The sequence below is a fragment of the Streptomyces rugosispiralis genome (assembly GCF_024505145.1).
Taxonomy (GTDB): Bacteria; Actinomycetota; Actinomycetes; order Streptomycetales; family Streptomycetaceae; genus Streptomyces; species Streptomyces rugosispiralis.
In genome coordinates this window covers 41,828-57,440 of sequence record NZ_JANIAA010000028.1, presented here as the reverse complement: position 1 = coordinate 57,440, position 15,613 = coordinate 41,828, and the positions used below count along the sequence as shown (strand labels likewise).

General features: G+C 70.2%; 15 protein-coding genes and 1 pseudogene. 6 read left to right on the top strand and 10 right to left on the bottom strand.

Annotated elements, in window-relative coordinates; all coding sequences use genetic code 11:
- Nucleotides 1–475: 475 nt before the first annotated feature.
- The 4 genes from NP777_RS31795 to NP777_RS31780 all read right to left on the bottom strand — a co-directional run bounded on the left by NP777_RS31795 (nucleotide 476) and on the right by NP777_RS31780 (nucleotide 4,434).
- Nucleotides 476–1,564 (bottom strand): hypothetical protein, encoded by a 1,089-nt coding sequence (locus tag NP777_RS31795; protein WP_256653619.1) that lies wholly within the window; start codon nucleotides 1,562–1,564, stop codon nucleotides 476–478.
- A gap of 61 nt (nucleotides 1,565–1,625) precedes the next feature.
- On the bottom strand, nucleotides 1,626–2,192 hold the full coding sequence (locus NP777_RS31790) for a TIGR03086 family metal-binding protein (RefSeq protein WP_256653618.1): 567 nt from the start codon (nucleotides 2,190–2,192) through the stop codon (nucleotides 1,626–1,628).
- Nucleotides 2,193–2,581: 389 nt separating this feature from the next.
- On the bottom strand, nucleotides 2,582–3,514 hold the full coding sequence (locus NP777_RS31785) for a helix-turn-helix domain-containing protein (RefSeq protein WP_256653617.1): 933 nt from the start codon (nucleotides 3,512–3,514) through the stop codon (nucleotides 2,582–2,584).
- Nucleotides 3,515–3,699: 185 nt separating this feature from the next.
- Nucleotides 3,700–4,434 carry a hypothetical protein gene (locus NP777_RS31780; protein ID WP_256653616.1) on the bottom strand — a complete coding sequence of 245 codons (735 nt, stop codon included), beginning with the start codon at nucleotides 4,432–4,434 and terminating at the stop codon, nucleotides 3,700–3,702.
- Nucleotides 4,435–4,738: 304 nt separating this feature from the next.
- Between NP777_RS31780 and NP777_RS31775 the strand changes: the two genes are divergently transcribed.
- The 4 genes and pseudogenes from NP777_RS31775 (at nucleotide 4,739) to NP777_RS31760 (ending at nucleotide 8,763) form a co-directional block, all read left to right on the top strand.
- Nucleotides 4,739–5,425: a DUF4232 domain-containing protein gene (locus NP777_RS31775; protein WP_256653615.1), complete on the top strand. Its 687-nt coding sequence runs from the start codon at nucleotides 4,739–4,741 to the stop codon at nucleotides 5,423–5,425.
- Between the two features lie 61 nt (nucleotides 5,426–5,486).
- Complete coding sequence (locus NP777_RS31770; RefSeq protein WP_256653614.1) at nucleotides 5,487–6,233, top strand: FG-GAP repeat domain-containing protein; 747 nt, start codon at nucleotides 5,487–5,489, stop codon at nucleotides 6,231–6,233.
- Between the two features lie 294 nt (nucleotides 6,234–6,527).
- Nucleotides 6,528–8,051 (top strand): annotated as a pseudogene (locus NP777_RS31765) (MMPL family transporter); the annotation flags it as partial.
- Nucleotides 8,052–8,124: 73 nt separating this feature from the next.
- Nucleotides 8,125–8,763 carry a response regulator gene (locus tag NP777_RS31760; protein ID WP_256653673.1) on the top strand — a complete coding sequence of 213 codons (639 nt, stop codon included), beginning with the start codon at nucleotides 8,125–8,127 and terminating at the stop codon, nucleotides 8,761–8,763.
- Between the two features lie 145 nt (nucleotides 8,764–8,908).
- Here the strand turns inward: NP777_RS31760 and NP777_RS31755 are convergent, their stop codons facing one another.
- From NP777_RS31755 to NP777_RS31735, 5 genes are all read right to left on the bottom strand, one after another.
- A complete protein-coding gene (locus NP777_RS31755) occupies nucleotides 8,909–9,802 on the bottom strand; it encodes a dihydrodipicolinate synthase family protein (RefSeq protein WP_256653613.1) in 894 nt (297 codons plus the stop codon).
- A 135-nt stretch (nucleotides 9,803–9,937) separates the two neighbouring features.
- The gene (locus NP777_RS31750) at nucleotides 9,938–10,909 is read right to left on the bottom strand and encodes a MerR family transcriptional regulator (RefSeq protein ID WP_256653672.1); all 972 of its coding nucleotides are present in this window, start codon (nucleotides 10,907–10,909) and stop codon (nucleotides 9,938–9,940) included.
- Between the two features lie 65 nt (nucleotides 10,910–10,974).
- On the bottom strand, nucleotides 10,975–11,442 hold the full coding sequence (locus NP777_RS31745) for a GNAT family N-acetyltransferase (RefSeq protein ID WP_256653612.1): 468 nt from the start codon (nucleotides 11,440–11,442) through the stop codon (nucleotides 10,975–10,977).
- 152 nt (nucleotides 11,443–11,594) lie between these two features.
- The gene (locus tag NP777_RS31740) at nucleotides 11,595–12,320 is read right to left on the bottom strand and encodes a DUF899 domain-containing protein (protein WP_256653611.1); all 726 of its coding nucleotides are present in this window, start codon (nucleotides 12,318–12,320) and stop codon (nucleotides 11,595–11,597) included.
- A gap of 221 nt (nucleotides 12,321–12,541) precedes the next feature.
- On the bottom strand, nucleotides 12,542–13,225 hold the full coding sequence (locus tag NP777_RS31735; protein ID WP_256653610.1) for a DUF4232 domain-containing protein: 684 nt from the start codon (nucleotides 13,223–13,225) through the stop codon (nucleotides 12,542–12,544).
- Nucleotides 13,226–13,666: 441 nt separating this feature from the next.
- Here NP777_RS31735 and NP777_RS31730 point away from each other — a divergent pair, with 441 nt between their 5' ends.
- Nucleotides 13,667–14,362 (top strand): glycoside hydrolase family 11 protein, encoded by a 696-nt coding sequence (locus tag NP777_RS31730; RefSeq protein ID WP_256653609.1) that lies wholly within the window; start codon nucleotides 13,667–13,669, stop codon nucleotides 14,360–14,362.
- 194 nt (nucleotides 14,363–14,556) lie between these two features.
- Nucleotides 14,557–15,111, top strand: coding sequence for an NUDIX hydrolase (locus tag NP777_RS31725; RefSeq protein WP_256653608.1), 555 nt, complete (start codon nucleotides 14,557–14,559; stop codon nucleotides 15,109–15,111).
- An 18-nt stretch (nucleotides 15,112–15,129) separates the two neighbouring features.
- Here the strand turns inward: NP777_RS31725 and NP777_RS31720 are convergent, their stop codons facing one another.
- Nucleotides 15,130–15,579 carry a nuclear transport factor 2 family protein gene (locus NP777_RS31720; RefSeq protein WP_256653607.1) on the bottom strand — a complete coding sequence of 150 codons (450 nt, stop codon included), beginning with the start codon at nucleotides 15,577–15,579 and terminating at the stop codon, nucleotides 15,130–15,132.
- Nucleotides 15,580–15,613 lie beyond the last annotated feature (34 nt).

Genomic DNA, 15,613 nt, shown 5'->3' with positions numbered 1-15,613 from the left:
TACCACTCACCTGCGGTTTCGACAGGTCAGCGAACGGCATCCGGAGCCGTTTGCACGACGCAGTAGAGATTGGTCGGCGCTGCCAGCCCCAGCTGACCAGCTGACCAGCTCTGCGGTCCTCAGCGGCCGCCCCGCCGGCGATGCGGGGCAAGCCCAGGCCGCACCAGATGAGCACCAGATACAGCGGTAAACCGCAGTCAATGACGGGGGGTGCAGTCGGCACACCACTCCACTGTCAGCACTCGTTTACGCTGGTCAGCGGCATGAAAAGCGCCAACCTCCCCGTAATTACCAAGCCCGAGCGCGGGTTCGATTCCCGTCATCCGCTCCACGCTTAAGGCCCAGGTCAGTGACCTGGGCCTTAAGGGCCTTAGTTGTTGTCCAGACCCTTTCTACGCCTCCCGGGCCCGTTGTCGGCTTCGGGGCGGGTCGTGGGAGTGGCGACCGCGGGGCGTTCGGGGGGACGGCGGTCGGTTCAATCGGTCTTGACGGGGGTCAGGCTGAACCCGTCGTTGGGCTTGCCCGCGAGGAGGTCGGCCAGCCCGCCGCTGAGGGCATATGTCGTTCCGTACGGACCCGCGGTCACGTCGCTGGTGACGGGATCCTCGACGGTGTCGGTGACCTTCACCGTGGCCTTCTTCCAGCCGTCACGGGGCTTCACATGCTGGATCTGGGCGGGCTTGCCGGTCAGCAGACCGCTGCTGACCGCCGCGATCGAGCCGTCCTTCAGGAGCCGCAGGCCGGCCGTGGGGGACCCCAGGGGCGCGGAGAGCTTCACCTCCTGCGCCTTTTCGGGATGTTTGACGGGCACCCGCACCAGGGAGCCATCGGCCATGGCGATGATCAGCTGGTTTCCCTTCACCCACTCCACGGCTGACATCCCCACACCGTTCAGGAAGTCGGGAATGTCAAGCGTGCCCTTGAGCAGATCGTTCCGCAGGAATACCGAGGCGCGGCCCTTGCGGTCGATGCGGAACACCGTCGGGGTCAGCTCGTCGACGGCGTACGCGGTGCCGTCGGGCGCCACCGTCACATCGGAGATCAGGTGCTGCTTGCCGTCCAGGGTGACCGCGGTCAGATCGACGCACCAGTCCTGCTTCCCGCTCTGCAGGTCGTAGCTGCCCACACCGGCGACGCGGAAGGGGGCGTCCTTCTTGGAACGGTCGGCAGTGCCGTAGTCCACATTGCTGACCAGGACGCGGTCCCGTTCGCGGTCGACGAGAACGGCCTGCGCCGACACCAGTTCCGGGTCGTCGATGAAGGTGCGCACCTTTCCGTCAGGACTGACGGTGGAGACCGTGCCGTGCTTCAGCGAGCCGGCGAAGAACGTGTTCGACCGCGTGTCGAAGTCCAGCGAGTGCGGGAACACGTTCGAGCCGTCGGCCTTGATGGCGCTGGGGGTCTTCTGCTTGGCCTGCTCGGCCTGCTCGGTCCGGGTCTGTTCGGCGCCGGATTTGGGGCCGGATCCGGCAGAGGAACCGTTCGCGGCCAACGCCGTCCCGGTGGCCACGGCGGCGACAAGTGCCGCGCCCGCGATGGCGATCTTCAGCTTCGTCTTCTTCATTGTTGTCCTTGTTCCTCGGGAGGGTTGGAGCCGACGTGTACCGCGGTGACCCGCGTGGGGGTCACTCGGTGAGGTCGCGTCCGAACAGCGCGGCCAGCCGGTCGAGCGCCGGGGCGTCTTCCGGAACGGTCCGGGACGGCGCGAACGGAGCGCCCGGTCCGGACGGCATCTGTGCCGCGAGGCCGCGGGCGAACTCGGTCTCCCGCTCGACCGTGGCCTCGTCGAACAGGGCCTTCTGGCCGATGGACCGGGCCAGATCCCAGCCGTGCACCAGGTGCTCGATGGTCTGCAGATGCAGTGCCACAGCGCCGGGCACCTCCCCGATCGGGGCCCGCACCGTGCGCTCCAGCGCTCCCGGCCCCTCGAAGGCGGCCACCAGGGCGGCGGCCGATGTCGGAAACGTCTTCTTGAGCGCTTCCGGAGCGGGGTCGAGCGCCGGCAGAGGTGGCTGCGCCCCCATCACGACGGCGAACCTGTGCTGTACCGCCACCAGATGGTCGACCAACTGCTGGACGTTCCATTCGGTGCAGGGCGTGGGCGCGCTCCACTGCTCCTCCTCCACGGCCTCGACCAGGTGGGCGATGGTGTCGATGACCCCGGCGAAAGCCGTGACGGGTGTGGTGGACATGGGGAACCTCCAGTAGGGGTGAAAGGGTGGCTGTGCGGGCCGGTCGCGGAATGCGCGTGTTCTCCCGCCGCGTGCGAGCACCGGACGCGTGATGCCGACGGGCGGGGACACAGGGGGGACACAGGGGGAGGAAAGACGGGGGCGGCAGCGTCATCGGCGGCAGGAGGGCGTGCGTGACGGGGCCCCCGCGGCACTCCCTGCCGGCCTCGGGTCGGAGGCTGTCGGGTGATGTTCAGGTGTGACGCTCTGAGCGGACCGTGGCTTTGCGACGGCCGGACGGGCGGCCATCCGGGCGGCCGGGCAGACAGGCGGCCGGACGGGCGGACGGGCAGACAGGCGGCCGGACGGGCAGACAGGCGGCCGGACCAGCGGACGGGCGGACGGCTCGGTCAGGAGTGCGCGAGAGGAACGACGTGTGCGGGGGTGCCGGCCGCGCTACGAGAGGTTGCCGACATGTCCGCGGCGGGCTCGAGGGTCTGGTTGAGCAATTGCAGTGCCGCCTGAGCGGCGGAGCCAGGTGCCGCCGTCGTCACCACCAGCCGGATCCCCTGCCCCCGGGGCACCGGGAACGAGTGCTGCAGCACGTCCATCTCCCCGACCATCGGATGGCGCATCCGGTACTCGGCCATGTCCCAGGCGCGCACCCGGTGCTCGGCCCACAGCGTGGCGAACTGCGGGCTGCGCACGGTCAACTCGCCGATGAGAGCGGCCAGACGCGGGTCGTCCGGGTATTCGCCGACCGCCTGCCGTAGTTTGCCCACCACGTCCCGTGCCTTCCTGGGCCAGTCCACGTACAGGTCCCGCGTATGGGCGTCCAGGAATACCAGCCGGGCGGTGTTGGGCCGCGTGGCCGCCTGATCCGGGCTGTCCGGGGCCAGGTGCCCGGCGAACAACGCATGCCCGGCGCGGTTCCACGTCAGGACGTCCGAGCGTCGGCCGAGGACGACCACGGGTGAGTCCCCGAAGGCATCGACCAGTTGGCGCACCGCTGCGGTGACCCGCTCGGCGGGGAGCCGACGGCGGCTCTGCCGGGCGTCACCGGACAAGGTGTGCAGGTGGCGCCGTTCCGGGTCATCCAGCCGCAGAGCCGTGGCCAGCGCATCGAGGACCTGCGGCGAGGCGTTGAGCGACAGCCCCTGTTCCAGCCGGATGTAGTAGGCCACGCTGACGCCGGCCAACTGGGCCAGTTCCTCACGCCGCAGCCCCGGCACCCGCCGCCGGTCGCCGTAGTCCGGCAACCCCACGTCTGCCGGCTTCAACTGAGCCCGGCGCCGGGACAGGAACTCACCGAGGAGGGATTTGCCGCGCGCTGTCTCGTCCATGCGACCGAGTATGGACAGGCTCTCTCCAACTAGCCTGCCCCTGCGAGTAGCAGGCGCGGAGCCGCCGAGCGCGTGGCGCCGATCGCTGATTCAGCTGGCCGATCGCTGATTCGTCCGGTCCTGTCGCTGATTCCGCTGGTCCGATCTGGTTCCTCCGGCCCTATCGCTGATCCGGACGAAACCGCCTAGTGCGAGACGTTGTCCCACGCCTCGCCCAGCCAGCTCTCATGGCTCTCCTCCAACGCGACCAGGGCGGCGATCAACCGCTCGTCCCACCAGTCCGCGAGGAGGGACAGCTGGAACTCGTAGCCGCCGTCGTGCCAGTCCAGGACGGTCTCGCCGTCGATCCGCCACTTCGTGCGCCGCGGTGTCCGCGCCCCGCCGCCGCCTCCCATGATGCTCAGGAAGGCGAGGGCCAGCTGTACGGGCCAGATCAGCCACCACACGACCCACCAGAAGGGGTGCCCCTTGTGGCCCACGGCGACCGGGCGGCCGGTCTGCTGTACGGTCCAGCGGGTCCTGACCCGCCCGCCCCTCGCGGCCGGTTCGCGGACGATCGAGCCGAGCGGCGCCCCGGACTCGTCCACCACGTCGTACGTCGCCGGGCGGCCCTTGGACGCCGTCCTGGTGACCACCGTCGCCAGCTTCCGCTCCCGGTGCGGGTCGGCCCACAGGACGATGGAGCGGCGGCCCTGCTTACGTGCCTGTCGGTACTCGTCCAGCCCGCCCGGGGGCAGCGGCCGCTCCGGGTAGGCGACGGTCCGTACGAGGTCGCTCCCGTCGGGCGCCTGGCGGCCCTCCCACATCCGTATCTCGCGGTACAAGGCGCCGTCCTCCGGCTCGCTCGCCTTGTCCTTGTCCGCCGTGTGCCCGGCCTGGGTCCGCTCGCCCAGATCCCCCAGCCACATCTTTCGCCCCATGAGACGCCTCACCCTCGTGCACAACAGCCATAACGCGCTGGCCGGGACTCTATCGGGCGGCCCCGCGGACTCGACGGCCCGCGGGCGGACTGAGCCAGGTGATAGGCCGTCACGTCGGTGTACTCGCCATTGATGTGCTGTTGTTCACACCCCAACGACCATGCGGACAGGCCGGATGACGGCACGTCAGCGGTTCGTTAGTGGGGCGCTAATGGAACGGTAGGGGTCAGCGGCAGGGTGGGTGGCACACCGAGCGAAACGTCGCCGGGCGCAGTACTCCGCTGATGACGAAGAGGGTCATTCCATGCTTATCAACCGCTCCCGGATCCGTACGTTCGCCGGTGCGGGTCTGCTGGTGACGGCCGCGATGTTCGCGACCGCTTGCCAGAACTCGGACGACACGAGCAGTGGGTCCGGTGACTCGTCCGCGTCCGCCGGGGCCACGGCCGAGGCCTCGACCGGGACGGGGACCGGCAAGCACAACGGCTCCGGTTCAGAGGCCGGGTCCTCCGGCGAGAAGGGCAAGGGGAGCCAGGATGGCTCCGGCGCCGACACCGGGAACGGTGAGCGGGGCAAGGTCGGGCAGGCGTGCGGGGCCAACGACATTTCCTGGAGCACCAGGTCCGAGACGCAGGCCGGGGGATACATCCTGGTCATCGCGAAGGCCAAGCCGGGGATCACCTGCACTCTGCCCGCCGCGCTTCCCACGGTCGCCTTCGGGTCGGACGGCACCCAGGCGGGCCCCGCGGAGCAGGCCGTCGGACCGGCGATCACGCTGGGCAAGGGGACGACCGCCTATGCCGGGGTGAACCCGAAGACCACCAACGAAGACGGCGGCAAGGAGCTGGACAGCATCATCGTCGGGATCGGCGATGAGGACCCCAACCCGGTCTCCCTGCCGGTCGGCACCATCACCGTCGACGAGCCCATCGTCACCAACTGGCACACCTCCGCGGCGGACGCCGTCCCCTTCGGCGGAACGGACCAGTAGCCCGGAGGGAGTCGGCTCCGCGCCGCGGTGTTCTCGCAACAACAACGTTAGGAGTTCGCAGATGCTTCGCAAACGGTCACGTCTGATCGCCGCGCCGATCGCGGCTGTCGCCCTGACCCTGACGGTCGCCGGTTACCACGCCAGTGCGGCCGGGTCGTCGCCCTCGGGCGGCGCGGGACAGTCGGGGAAGGTCACCAAGGTGGCGGGCCCGTGTCTGGCCGATGCCACGACGCTGATCGGCGATCTCGACGGCGACGGCCACCCGGACAAGATCACGAACCCTGGGCACACCGGAACCAAGATGACGATCCAGTGGGGGACCGCGGACGGCTCGTTCGGCGCGAAGCAGGCAGTCAGCAAACTTCTCGGCGCGAAGCAGGGGGAGGTCGCGACCGCCGCGGTCGCCGACTTCCAGAATGACGGCGCCCTGGACATGGTCGTCAACATCGTCGAGCCGGCCGACGGGGACGACCCGTCGACCGCGCGCGTCGCGGAGTACCGCCCCGGCCCGCTCAAGCGGTCCAACCTGGGCTCCGCCGAATCCCGCCACTCCGACATCGGCGACCACGGCGAGGTCCAGCAGCTCCGGATCGCCAACTACGGCGACGACCCGTACCCGGACCTCGCGATCCTCAACAACTCCGGTGACGGGCAGCTGGATCGGGACGTACGTCTGTCGTACGCGGGCAGCGGCCCGGGGGACTTCGACTACGCGCTGAAGGAGAAGTACGGCGAGTTCGGGTCCACGGGCGAGCCGCCGTCCATGCCCGGCGACGGTTGGAAGCAGTTCTACGAGCCCTGCTCCTGATTCCTGACCTCCTGATTCCTGACCTGACCGCGACTGGCGCCGCCGGGCCTCTGGGCACCGGCGGCGCCCCGCGTCCGGGGTGAAGGCCGCGTATCGGCCACCGTAAGGAGGCCATGGCCACCGTAAGGAGGGCATGGCCACCGTAAGGAGGGCATGGCCTCCGTTGACGCGCCCGGCACGTCGTCCACGACCGGCCGCCGCCCGAGCGGCCGTGCCCGTCCACCGATCGGTGGACGGGAAGTTCAACCGGGTACCTCTGTCGGCCAACTGACCTGGCCAGCGAGGCTTTCGGGCATGAAATCACTCACTGTGCGCATGGCGCGCTGGAGCGCCCGGCACCCCTGGCGGGCCATCGTCGGCTGGCTGGTGTTCGTGGCGCTGTGCCTGGGGGCCGGCGGTGCCGTCGGGACACACGGCGCGACGACGGCCGACTACCGGGTCGGCGAGGCGGGGTGGGCGGAGGCGATGGCCGCCGAGGGGGGTCTGGAGCGCCGGGCCACCGAGCAGGTGCTGATCTCCGCCCGGTCGGGCGCCCTCGACCGGGGCGCGGCCGAAGCCGCCGCCGGGGACCTGACCGCCCGGATGAAGCGGCTGCCCGAGGTCGCGGGCGTCGCCGACCCGCTGCTGTCCGGGGACCGCCGGATCCTCATGGTCGAGGTGGCGCTGAAGGGCGAGGAGCGGGACGCCAAGGACAAGGTCGACGCGCTGGCCGGGCAGACGGACGCCGTGGCGAAGGCGTATCCGGGGCTGCGGCTGGAGGAGACCGGGAGTCCGTCCATCAGCAAGGGGGTCGATCAGCAGCGCGGCGACGACCTGGCGCTCTCCGAGAAGATCACGCTTCCCATCACCCTGGTCACCCTGCTGGTCGTCTTCGGATCCGTGACCATGGCGGGGGTGCCGCTGCTGCTCGCGCTGTCGTCCATCGCGGCGGCCATCGGGCTCTCCATGGTGGCCTCACACGTTTCGCCCGACGCGGGGGTCGGCACGAACGTCATCCTCATGATCGGGCTCGCGGTCGGCGTCGACTACACGCTCTTCTACCTCAAGCGGGAGCGCGAGGAGCGCGCCCGCGCGGGCGGCCGGCTCAGCTCCGAGGCGCTGGTCGACCTGGCCGCGGCGACCTCCGGCCGGGCCGTGGTGGTCTCCGGGCTCGCGGTCGTGGCCTCCACCGCGACGCTGTATCTCGCCTCCGACGTCATCTACTCCTCGCTGGCCACCGGCACGATCGTGGTCGTCCTGGTCGCGGTGGCCAGTTCCCTGACGGCGCTGCCCGCGATGCTCGTCAAGCTGGGAGAGCGGGAGGAGCGCTCGGCGCGGCGCCGCGCCGGACGAGGCAAGCCCGCGCGCCGGACGCGGGGCGACGGCGGTGGCCGGGTATGGGCCGCTCTGCTGCGGCCCGCGAGCCGGCACCCCCTGGCCACCCTGTGCGTGTCCGTGCTCGCCCTGCTCGCGCTCGCCGTCCCGTTGGCCGAGTTGAAGATCACGGAGATGAGCCGGGACACCCACTCCCGCGACATCGCCGCCATGCGGGTGTACGACCGGCTCAACGCGGCGTTCCCGGAACAGCGGGTCACCCACCAGGTCGTCGTACGTGCCGACGCCGCGCGGTCCGGCGAGGTCGGCGGGGCGCTGCGGGAGCTGGCCCGGCGCGCCGACGCCGACCCGCTGTTCACCGGCGCCTCGCGCGTGCGGACCTCCGCCGACCACCGGATCAGCGTGCTCGAGCTGAAGGTGCCCTACCTGGGCAACTCCGACCAGGCGTACGACTCGCTCGACCACCTGCGCGAGGACTACCTCCCCGCGACCGTCGGCCGGGTCGGCGTTCGGTGGGCGACGGGACGCGGATCCTGGCGATGATCCCCATGGCGGGCGAGGTGGAGGCATGAGGGACATGGGCGAGGGCGGTCTGCGGATCGTGGTCGTGGACGATCACACCGTGATGCGGGCCGGGGTGATCGCCCTGCTCGCCGCCGAGGACAGCATCGAGATCGTCGGCGAGGCGGGTGACGGTCGCGCGGCGCTCGAACTCGTCGAGCGGTACGACCCCGATGTGGCCCTGGTCGATCTGCGGATGCCCGTACTGGACGGGGTGGCGACGACGACCGAGATCGTGGCCCGGTTTCCGCGTACCCGGGTGCTGATCCTGACCACGTACGACACCGACACGGAGATCGAGCGCGAGGTGGAGGCCGGTGCCATCGGCTATCTGCTCAAGGACACCACCCGCGAGCAGCTCGTCGACGCGATCCACGCGGCGGCACGGGGTGAGACGGTGCTCGCGCCCCGGGTCGCGGAGAAGCTGGTCGCGCGGATGCGGCGGCCCGTTCAGGACCCGCTGACCGAGCGCGAGACGGACGTCCTCAACGCCGTGGCGGACGGTCTCACCAACGCCGAGATCGGACGACGGCTCGTGATCGCCGAGGCCACGGTGAAGACGCATCTGCTCCGGCTGTTCGCCAAGCTCGATGTGAACGACCGGACGAGGGCGGTGGTGGTGGCCATGGAGAGGGGGATCTTGGAGCGGCCATAGGGGGCGATGCCGTCGGTAAGGCCATTGCCGCCGGGGTCACTCGGGCCACCGGGGCCACTGGCGCCGCCAGGGCCGCCGGGGCCGCCGGGGTCACTGGGGCCGCCAGGGCCGCCAGGGCCGCCGGGGCCGCCGGGGCCGCTGCCGGTCAGGCGTTCAGCCGAAGCTGTTCGAGCACCTCGGCGACCTGTGCGCGGCCGTCGGCATCGAGGCCGCGCAGCGGGAGCGGGAGGCCGCGGGGCGGGGTGAGGCCGATGTGCGCGGCGGCCTCGGCGATCACGCGCGGGGAACCGTGCTGGGTGAACAGGTCCCACAGCGGCTGGAGCCGCCGTGACTCCGCCCGCGCCCCTTCGGCGTCGCCGGACCGCGCGGCACGGGTGATCGCCAGCGCCGGTCCGGGGAAGGTGCCGCCGAGCACCGAATACCAGGCGTCACACCCGGCGTTCAGCCCTGTCGCCCCGAAGGCGTCCCCGCTGACGCCCACGGTCACGTCCCCGGGCAGGATCTGCCGCAGCCGCTGGACCCGGGCCCGCGCGGCCGCGGGGTCGGCGGGCACCCCCGGGATCTTGATGGACGCCACCCGCGGCAGCTCGGCCACCCGCGCGTACAGCTCGTCGGTGAAGGTGAAGTGGGTGGTGCGAGGGTTGTCGTAGACCACCAGCGGCACCGAGAGGTTCGCCGTGACGTCCTCGAAGAGCCCGAACACCTCGTCCTCGGTCAGCGGCTGATACGACACCGGCGCCAGCAGCACTCCGGATACCCCCGCACGCTGCGCGTCCTCCGCCACCTCCAGTACATGCCGGGTGCGCAGCGCGCCGATGCCCACGATGACCGGGGTCCGCTCGGCGTGCTCCACGGCGATACGGGCGGTACGGGCGCGCTCCTCGCGGGTCAGGTAGGCGTACGAGCCCGTGGAGCCCAGCGCTCCGATCGAGTCGACTCCGGCGGTGGCCAGTCGGCCGACCAGGGTGGCGAAGGCCTTCTCGTCGATGCCGGTTTCGGTGGTCGGGGTGAGCGGAAAGGCACTCAGGCCGGTGAACATGGGCGTCTCCCGGATAGTCAGGCGCTGCGCGCCGGTCTCTGCAAGCGGGTCTCTACGGGCGAGTCACTACGGGCGAGTCACTACGGGCGGGTCTCTACGGGCGGGTCTCTGCAAGCGGGTCTCCACCGGCGGGCTCTACCGGCCGGTTCCCTGCTGAGGGTTCGCCCGCAACCAGGTCAGCACCTGGTCCGCGTGCTCGTTCGGCGGGAAGATCGGATAGAAGACGTGCTCGATCGTGCCATCGCGGATGATCAACGTCAGCCGCTTGTAGAGCGTCAGCCCGGTCACGTCGAACGTGGGCAGACCGAGCGTCTGGGCCAGGCTCCGCGTGGGGTCGGAGAGCATCTCGAACGGCAGGCGGAGCCGCTCGACGACCTCGCGCTGATAGCCGGTTTCCTGGCTGGACAGCCCGAACACCTGGACCGCGCCGGCCGTGAGCAGCTCCTGATAGTGGTCGCGGAAGCCGCACGCCTCGGGCGTACAGCCGCGCGCCCCGGGGATCGCGTCCCAGCCCTCGGGCAGGTCGGTGCCCGGACGGCCGGTGAGCGGATAGACGTAGAGCACCGTCCGGCCCGGTCCGAGGGCGTCGAGACGGACCGTCGAATCGCCGGTGCTGTGCAGTTCCAGGGACGGCACGGACGTCCCGGGCAGATGGGCGGCCGCGCCGTCGTCCTCGGGTACGGGCAGGTCGGGCGGCAGGTTCACGTAGTCGGTCATCAGGCGCTCTCCTTCGCGGGTGGCCGGGACACGGCTGTTGCGGTGGGCGGCCTGCTGAAGGTGCGTGATCAGCGCCGCCCGGCGCGCGGTGAGCCCGGCGATGCGCCGGGAGAGCTCGTCGATCGCCTCCCGGTACTCGGCCAGTGAGGCCGGGCAGTCATCGGCGTGCCGATGCCCGACCGCGAGGCAGTCCAGGAACGGCCGGGTCCGCTCCACGGGCAGCCCGAGCCCGCTGAGCGCCCGGATCTCCCGCACGAGCCGCACATCGTGCTCGTCGTAGTCCCGGTAGCCGTTGGCCAGCCGCTCGGGCGTCAACAGCCCCAGCGATTCGTAGTAGCGCACCGCTTTGGTCGTCACACCCGCCCGCCGGGCCAGCTCACCGATTCGCACGTCTCTCACCTCGAAGAACGCTAAACCTTGCCCCCGAGGGTAAGGTCAAGCCGGCGCCCGCCGGGCTACTGATCGGGCGCTGCCGCCCGGGAAACGCGCTTCCGGTAGTGGACGCGGTCGTACTGGCCGTCCTGGCGGCGTTCCGTCACCTCGTATCCGTACCTCGGGTAGATCTCCTGGTTCTCCCACATGAGGGCGTTGGTGTAGAGCCGGATCTCCGGGAGGCCGAGGGCGCGTGCGTGGGTTTCGGCGAAGGTGAGCAGATGCCTGCCCAGGCCCTGGCGGTGGGCGTCGGGGTGTACGGCGATGTTCTCCAGGACGAGGTGGTCGGGCTCCGCCACCAGGACCAGCACGCCCACGACCGGGTCGCCGGTGACGAAGACGCGGCCCGCCGCGATGTCGGCCGCGTGATCGGCGTCCATGGGTGCCGGGCGGAGCCCGATCCGGGTGACGTAGGGGCGGTATGCCGCGTCGATGACGGCCCTTACGGCGTCGGCGTCGGCGGCCGTCGCGGGGCGGGTGTGGTGGTCCATGGCTCCACAGTGTGCGACATGCGGAGGGCGAGGTGTTGTGCTGGTCGCGGGGGTCACGGGGGCCGCGGGGGCCGCGGGGGTCACGGGGGCCGCGGGGGTCACGGGGGCCGCGGGGGCCGCGGGGGCCGCGGGGGCCGCGGGGGCCGCGGGGGTCAGGCGGGCCGGCCTCGCGGGCCTCTGCGCGTTTGGGCCAGCCATTCCGGGGCGGGCTCGGGCTCGCCGTACGCGTCGTGCCAGTTCCACCACTCGTACGGCGCGGTCTGCGGGTAGCCCCCGGGCGAGTCCTCCCAGGTCTCCTGCCGCCCGAGCGCGGTCATGTCGAGGTAGCTCCAGGTGCTGCCCAGTGCCTCGTCGCCGCGGGCGTTGATGAAGTAGGTGCGGAACACGCGGTCGCCCTCGCGGATGAACGCGTTCGTGCCGTGCCATTCGTCCACGTCGAAGTCGGCGTCGAAGTCGTCGGTGATCGTGTACCAGGGCATCGTCCAGCCCATCCGCGCCTTCACCTGCTCGATCTCCGGCTGCGGGGCGCGCGAGGCGAAGACGAGGGTGGTGTCGCGGGCGTTGAGGTGGGCGAGGTCGCCGACGTGGTCGGCGACCATGGAGCAGCCGCGGCAGGCGTGCTCGGGCCAGCCGTAGACGATGGGCTCGAAGAAGGCGCGGTAGAGGATCAGCTGACGACGCCCCGCGAACAGGTCGAGCAGGCTCACCCTGCCCTCGGGGCCGTCGAACGCGTACGCCTTCTCCACCGCCAGCCACGGCATCCGCCGGCGCTTGGCGGCCAGTGCGTCACGGGCGCGGGTCAGCCGCTTCTCTTCCTCGAGCAACTGCTGGCGCGCGGCCTCCCACTCCTGCGGCGAAACGATCGGGGGTGTCTCCATCGTGACGTTCACCTTCCAGTCCGGTTCCAGTCGGGTTCCAGTCCGGTCCACGCTCCACCGCCCCCGCCATCCAGGGTCGGCCGTCGCGGGCGAAGGCGCACGCCGGTGTGCCGGTGCGCCGGAAGTCGAACGTTCGATCGATCAGGCAGCCTTGTTGCCCATACTCGTCGCTCATAGCACATCCCCAGGCCAGTGGCCCGGGGATGCCATGTTGTACGCGCCTACTTGCCGGTGCCGACCGGGTCCACCTTGATGGCGGAGCCGGAGCCGTCGGTGACGGGGACGTTGATGCTCACGGGCAGGGAGTGGGAGTGGGTCTCGTTGGGCGGGGTGACGACGAGGGTGGTGAAGGTCTCGCCGCTGCCGCCGGAGTCGTTCGGCGGGTAGGAGAGCGTGAAGCGGGTCTCCTCACCCGGCTTGACCTCGGTCTTCGGCGCCGCGAGGTCGCTGCGCTCGGCGCTGATCGAGCCGTTCTTGCTCTTGAGGTCCACGCCGGGGAAGCCCTGGAGGGTGCAGGGGGCGGATCCGTTGTTCTTGAGGTCGACGATCAGGGTGCCCTCACCCATGCCGTGCGAGCTCCTGAAACCCAGCTGCGAGGTCTTGCAGGAGTCCGCACCGGCGCCGCCCTGGTCGCCGCCGGCCGAACCCGACGAGCCCCCGTCCGACGAGCCGGACGAGCCGGACGAGCCGGACGAGCCGGACGAACCGGAGTCCGAGGAGTCGCTCGCGGCCGAGGAGGACGAGCTTCCGCTGGCGTCCGCGTTGTCCTGGCACGCGGTCAGACCGAACGCGGCGACAGCGACGACCGCCACGGCGGCGGCCTTGCGGGCATGGCGAAGAGTGGTGGTGCGGTGCGACATGAGTCCTCTGTTGTCGTGGGCCTCGACCCCGTCCTCCGGGGTCATGACAACAAGACTGTCAGCCCACGCCGACGACCTACTGCCACGCCACTAACGCCCTGATAACAGGTTGGCAATGCTCTGACCAGGTACTTCGTCACCCAGACCGCCTTGTAGAGCGAACCTGCTCAATATGAGCGCGAGTTATGGCATGTACGGCATCGTGCCCTTCGCCCGACCGGGCCTCATGGGCACTGCATTGATCCGGAAGGGTTCCGAAAATTTTCGATGGGGAGGTCCCATAAATGATCTCTCATCTCTCCCTCTCATCGATCATTCCTGAACTCGATGGATGAGGTGAGGTGCTGAACAGGCAATATTCACCCTCAAGAGATCACCAGCCCCAGCGGAATTTCCGTAATCCTTGCGGAAACTGTTGACACCCCACCGTGCCGGTCCAACACTGTCCGCACCAACAGGCCCCCATCACAACCGAGGAGGAGAAGCATGCACCGGGACGACACCCCCGCCCGGCCGATCAGCCGCAGGAACTTAATCGGCCGGGCCGGCGCCCTGACGCTGGTCACGTCCGGGCTGACGCTGCCCACCATCGGAACCGCCAGCGCCGACACGACCATCACCACGAACCAAACCGGCACCAACAACGGCTTCTACTATTCGTTCTGGACCGACGGCGGCGGTTCGGTCTCCATGACGCTGTCGTCGGGCGGCAGTTACCGGACCTCATGGTCCAACTGCGGGAATTTCGTGTGCGGTAAGGGCTGGACCAACGGCAGCCGCAGGAGCGTGCAGTACTCGGGCAGCTTCAACCCGTCCGGCAATGGATATCTGTGTCTCTACGGGTGGACGTCAAACCCGCTCGTGGAGTACTACGTCGTCGACAACTGGGGTACATACCGGCCCACGGGGACGTACAAGGGCGCCGTCACCAGCGATGGCGGCACGTACGACATCTACCAGACGACGCGCTACAACGCCCCCTCGGTCGAGGGCACCCGGACCTTCAATCAGTACTGGAGCGTCCGGCAGTCGAAGAAGACGGGCGGCACCATCACCACGGGCAATCACTTCGACGCATGGGCCCGTTCCGGAATGGGTCTTGGCACGTTCAAGTACTACATGATCCTCGCGACTGAGGGATATCAGAGCAGCGGGAATTCGAATCTCACCGTGAGCGGATGACATTCGGATCCGACCCGTCCGTCCCGTGCCACCACCACAGAGCCCCAGGCCGACCCGCCTGGGGCTCACGCGCACGAGGGCGCACGCGGTACACGGGATATACGGGATATACGGGATACACGGAGCAGGGAGCCCGAGTCGAGGGTGAGGAAAACCGCGCGCCGTGGGCGGGCCGGCGTCGTTAGGATCCGCGCATGGCCACAGCCGATCACTCAGTCCTCCATGTCCTTACGGGCTACCGGCCGAAGACCACCGCGGAATGCGCCGACGTCAAGCGGGTGCGCGACGTCATCGAGGCGGGCGCGCCCTGGGACCGCACGAGTCCCCTCCACATCACCGCCTCCGCCCTGATCGTGCACCCCGACAGCGGCCGGGTGCTGCTGCGTTGGCACCAGCGCCACCAGTCGTGGCTGCTGGTCGGCGGGCATGGCGACCCGAGTGAGCACGATCCGCTCGCCATCGCGCTGCGGGAGGGGCGGGAGGAGACGGGGCTGCCCGATCTGGCCCCGTGGCCGGACGCGGAGGTGCGGCATCTGGTGATCGTCCCGGTCCCCGCGAACAGCCGGGAGCCGGCGCATGAGCACGCCGATGTGCGCTTCGTGCTGGCCACCGGCGCTCCCGAGGCGGTACGGCCGGAGAACCCGGACGCGCCGCTGCGCTGGCTGACGCCGGACGAGGCGCGGATGGCGATCACGGAGGCGAACATCCTGGACACCCTGTCCCGGGTGGAGCCCCTGCTCACCCGCTGATCGCTCAATGGCCCGGCGTCATGCCCGCGGCTGGGGCGTGCTGAACGCCTGGGCCACCGCGAGGCTGTCCTCGTAGACGTGGTGCCGGGTGACGAGGCCGCCCTCGAACGTGAGGTGCAGGGCGAACCGCGCACGATAGGCGCGCCCGGTGGACCGGGCGGTCTGACGGATCTCGCCCAGCACCACCGCGTCGTCGCCGTCGACGAGAATCCGCTCGACCTCGGTGTCCGCCTCCTCGGGCACATGGTGCCGGGCCAACTCCCGGAAGTGGCCCACCACATCCGCGCGGGTGGACCGGTGCCGAATCCACGGGGTGGCCGCACGGCCGTGCTCGCTCTCCGGCCAGTCCAGCTTCCAGTCACTGCGCCCGGCATACAGCTCGGCGATCCGCTCGGGGTCCCCCTCACCGATGCGGCGCAGCAGTTCCTCCACCAGGGCGCGGGTGGTCATGGGCGCGGCCGAGGACATGGTGATCCCTCCGATCGGAAACCTTGCGGGAAGC

Bases quoted from the DNA above. Each gene is read 5' to 3' on its own strand.
- NP777_RS31730 (WP_256653609.1), top strand. From the start codon at position 13,667: ATGCACCGGGACGACACCCCCGCCCGGCCGATCAGCCGCAGGAACTTA.
- NP777_RS31775 (WP_256653615.1), top strand. From the start codon at position 4,739: ATGCTTATCAACCGCTCCCGGATCCGTACGTTCGCCGGTGCGGGTCTG.
- NP777_RS31770 (WP_256653614.1), top strand. From the start codon at position 5,487: ATGCTTCGCAAACGGTCACGTCTGATCGCCGCGCCGATCGCGGCTGTC.
- NP777_RS31780 (WP_256653616.1), bottom strand. From the start codon at position 4,434: ATGGGGCGAAAGATGTGGCTGGGGGATCTGGGCGAGCGGACCCAGGCC.
- NP777_RS31795 (WP_256653619.1), bottom strand. From the start codon at position 1,564: ATGAAGAAGACGAAGCTGAAGATCGCCATCGCGGGCGCGGCACTTGTC.
- NP777_RS31790 (WP_256653618.1), bottom strand. From the start codon at position 2,192: ATGTCCACCACACCCGTCACGGCTTTCGCCGGGGTCATCGACACCATC.
- NP777_RS31720 (WP_256653607.1), bottom strand. From the start codon at position 15,579: ATGTCCTCGGCCGCGCCCATGACCACCCGCGCCCTGGTGGAGGAACTG.
- NP777_RS31755 (WP_256653613.1), bottom strand. From the start codon at position 9,802: ATGTTCACCGGCCTGAGTGCCTTTCCGCTCACCCCGACCACCGAAACC.
- NP777_RS31735 (WP_256653610.1), bottom strand. From the start codon at position 13,225: ATGACCCCGGAGGACGGGGTCGAGGCCCACGACAACAGAGGACTCATG.
- NP777_RS31785 (WP_256653617.1), bottom strand. From the start codon at position 3,514: ATGGACGAGACAGCGCGCGGCAAATCCCTCCTCGGTGAGTTCCTGTCC.
- NP777_RS31760 (WP_256653673.1), top strand. From the start codon at position 8,125: ATGGGCGAGGGCGGTCTGCGGATCGTGGTCGTGGACGATCACACCGTG.
- NP777_RS31740 (WP_256653611.1), bottom strand. From the start codon at position 12,320: ATGGAGACACCCCCGATCGTTTCGCCGCAGGAGTGGGAGGCCGCGCGC.
- NP777_RS31745 (WP_256653612.1), bottom strand. From the start codon at position 11,442: ATGGACCACCACACCCGCCCCGCGACGGCCGCCGACGCCGACGCCGTA.
- NP777_RS31725 (WP_256653608.1), top strand. From the start codon at position 14,557: ATGGCCACAGCCGATCACTCAGTCCTCCATGTCCTTACGGGCTACCGG.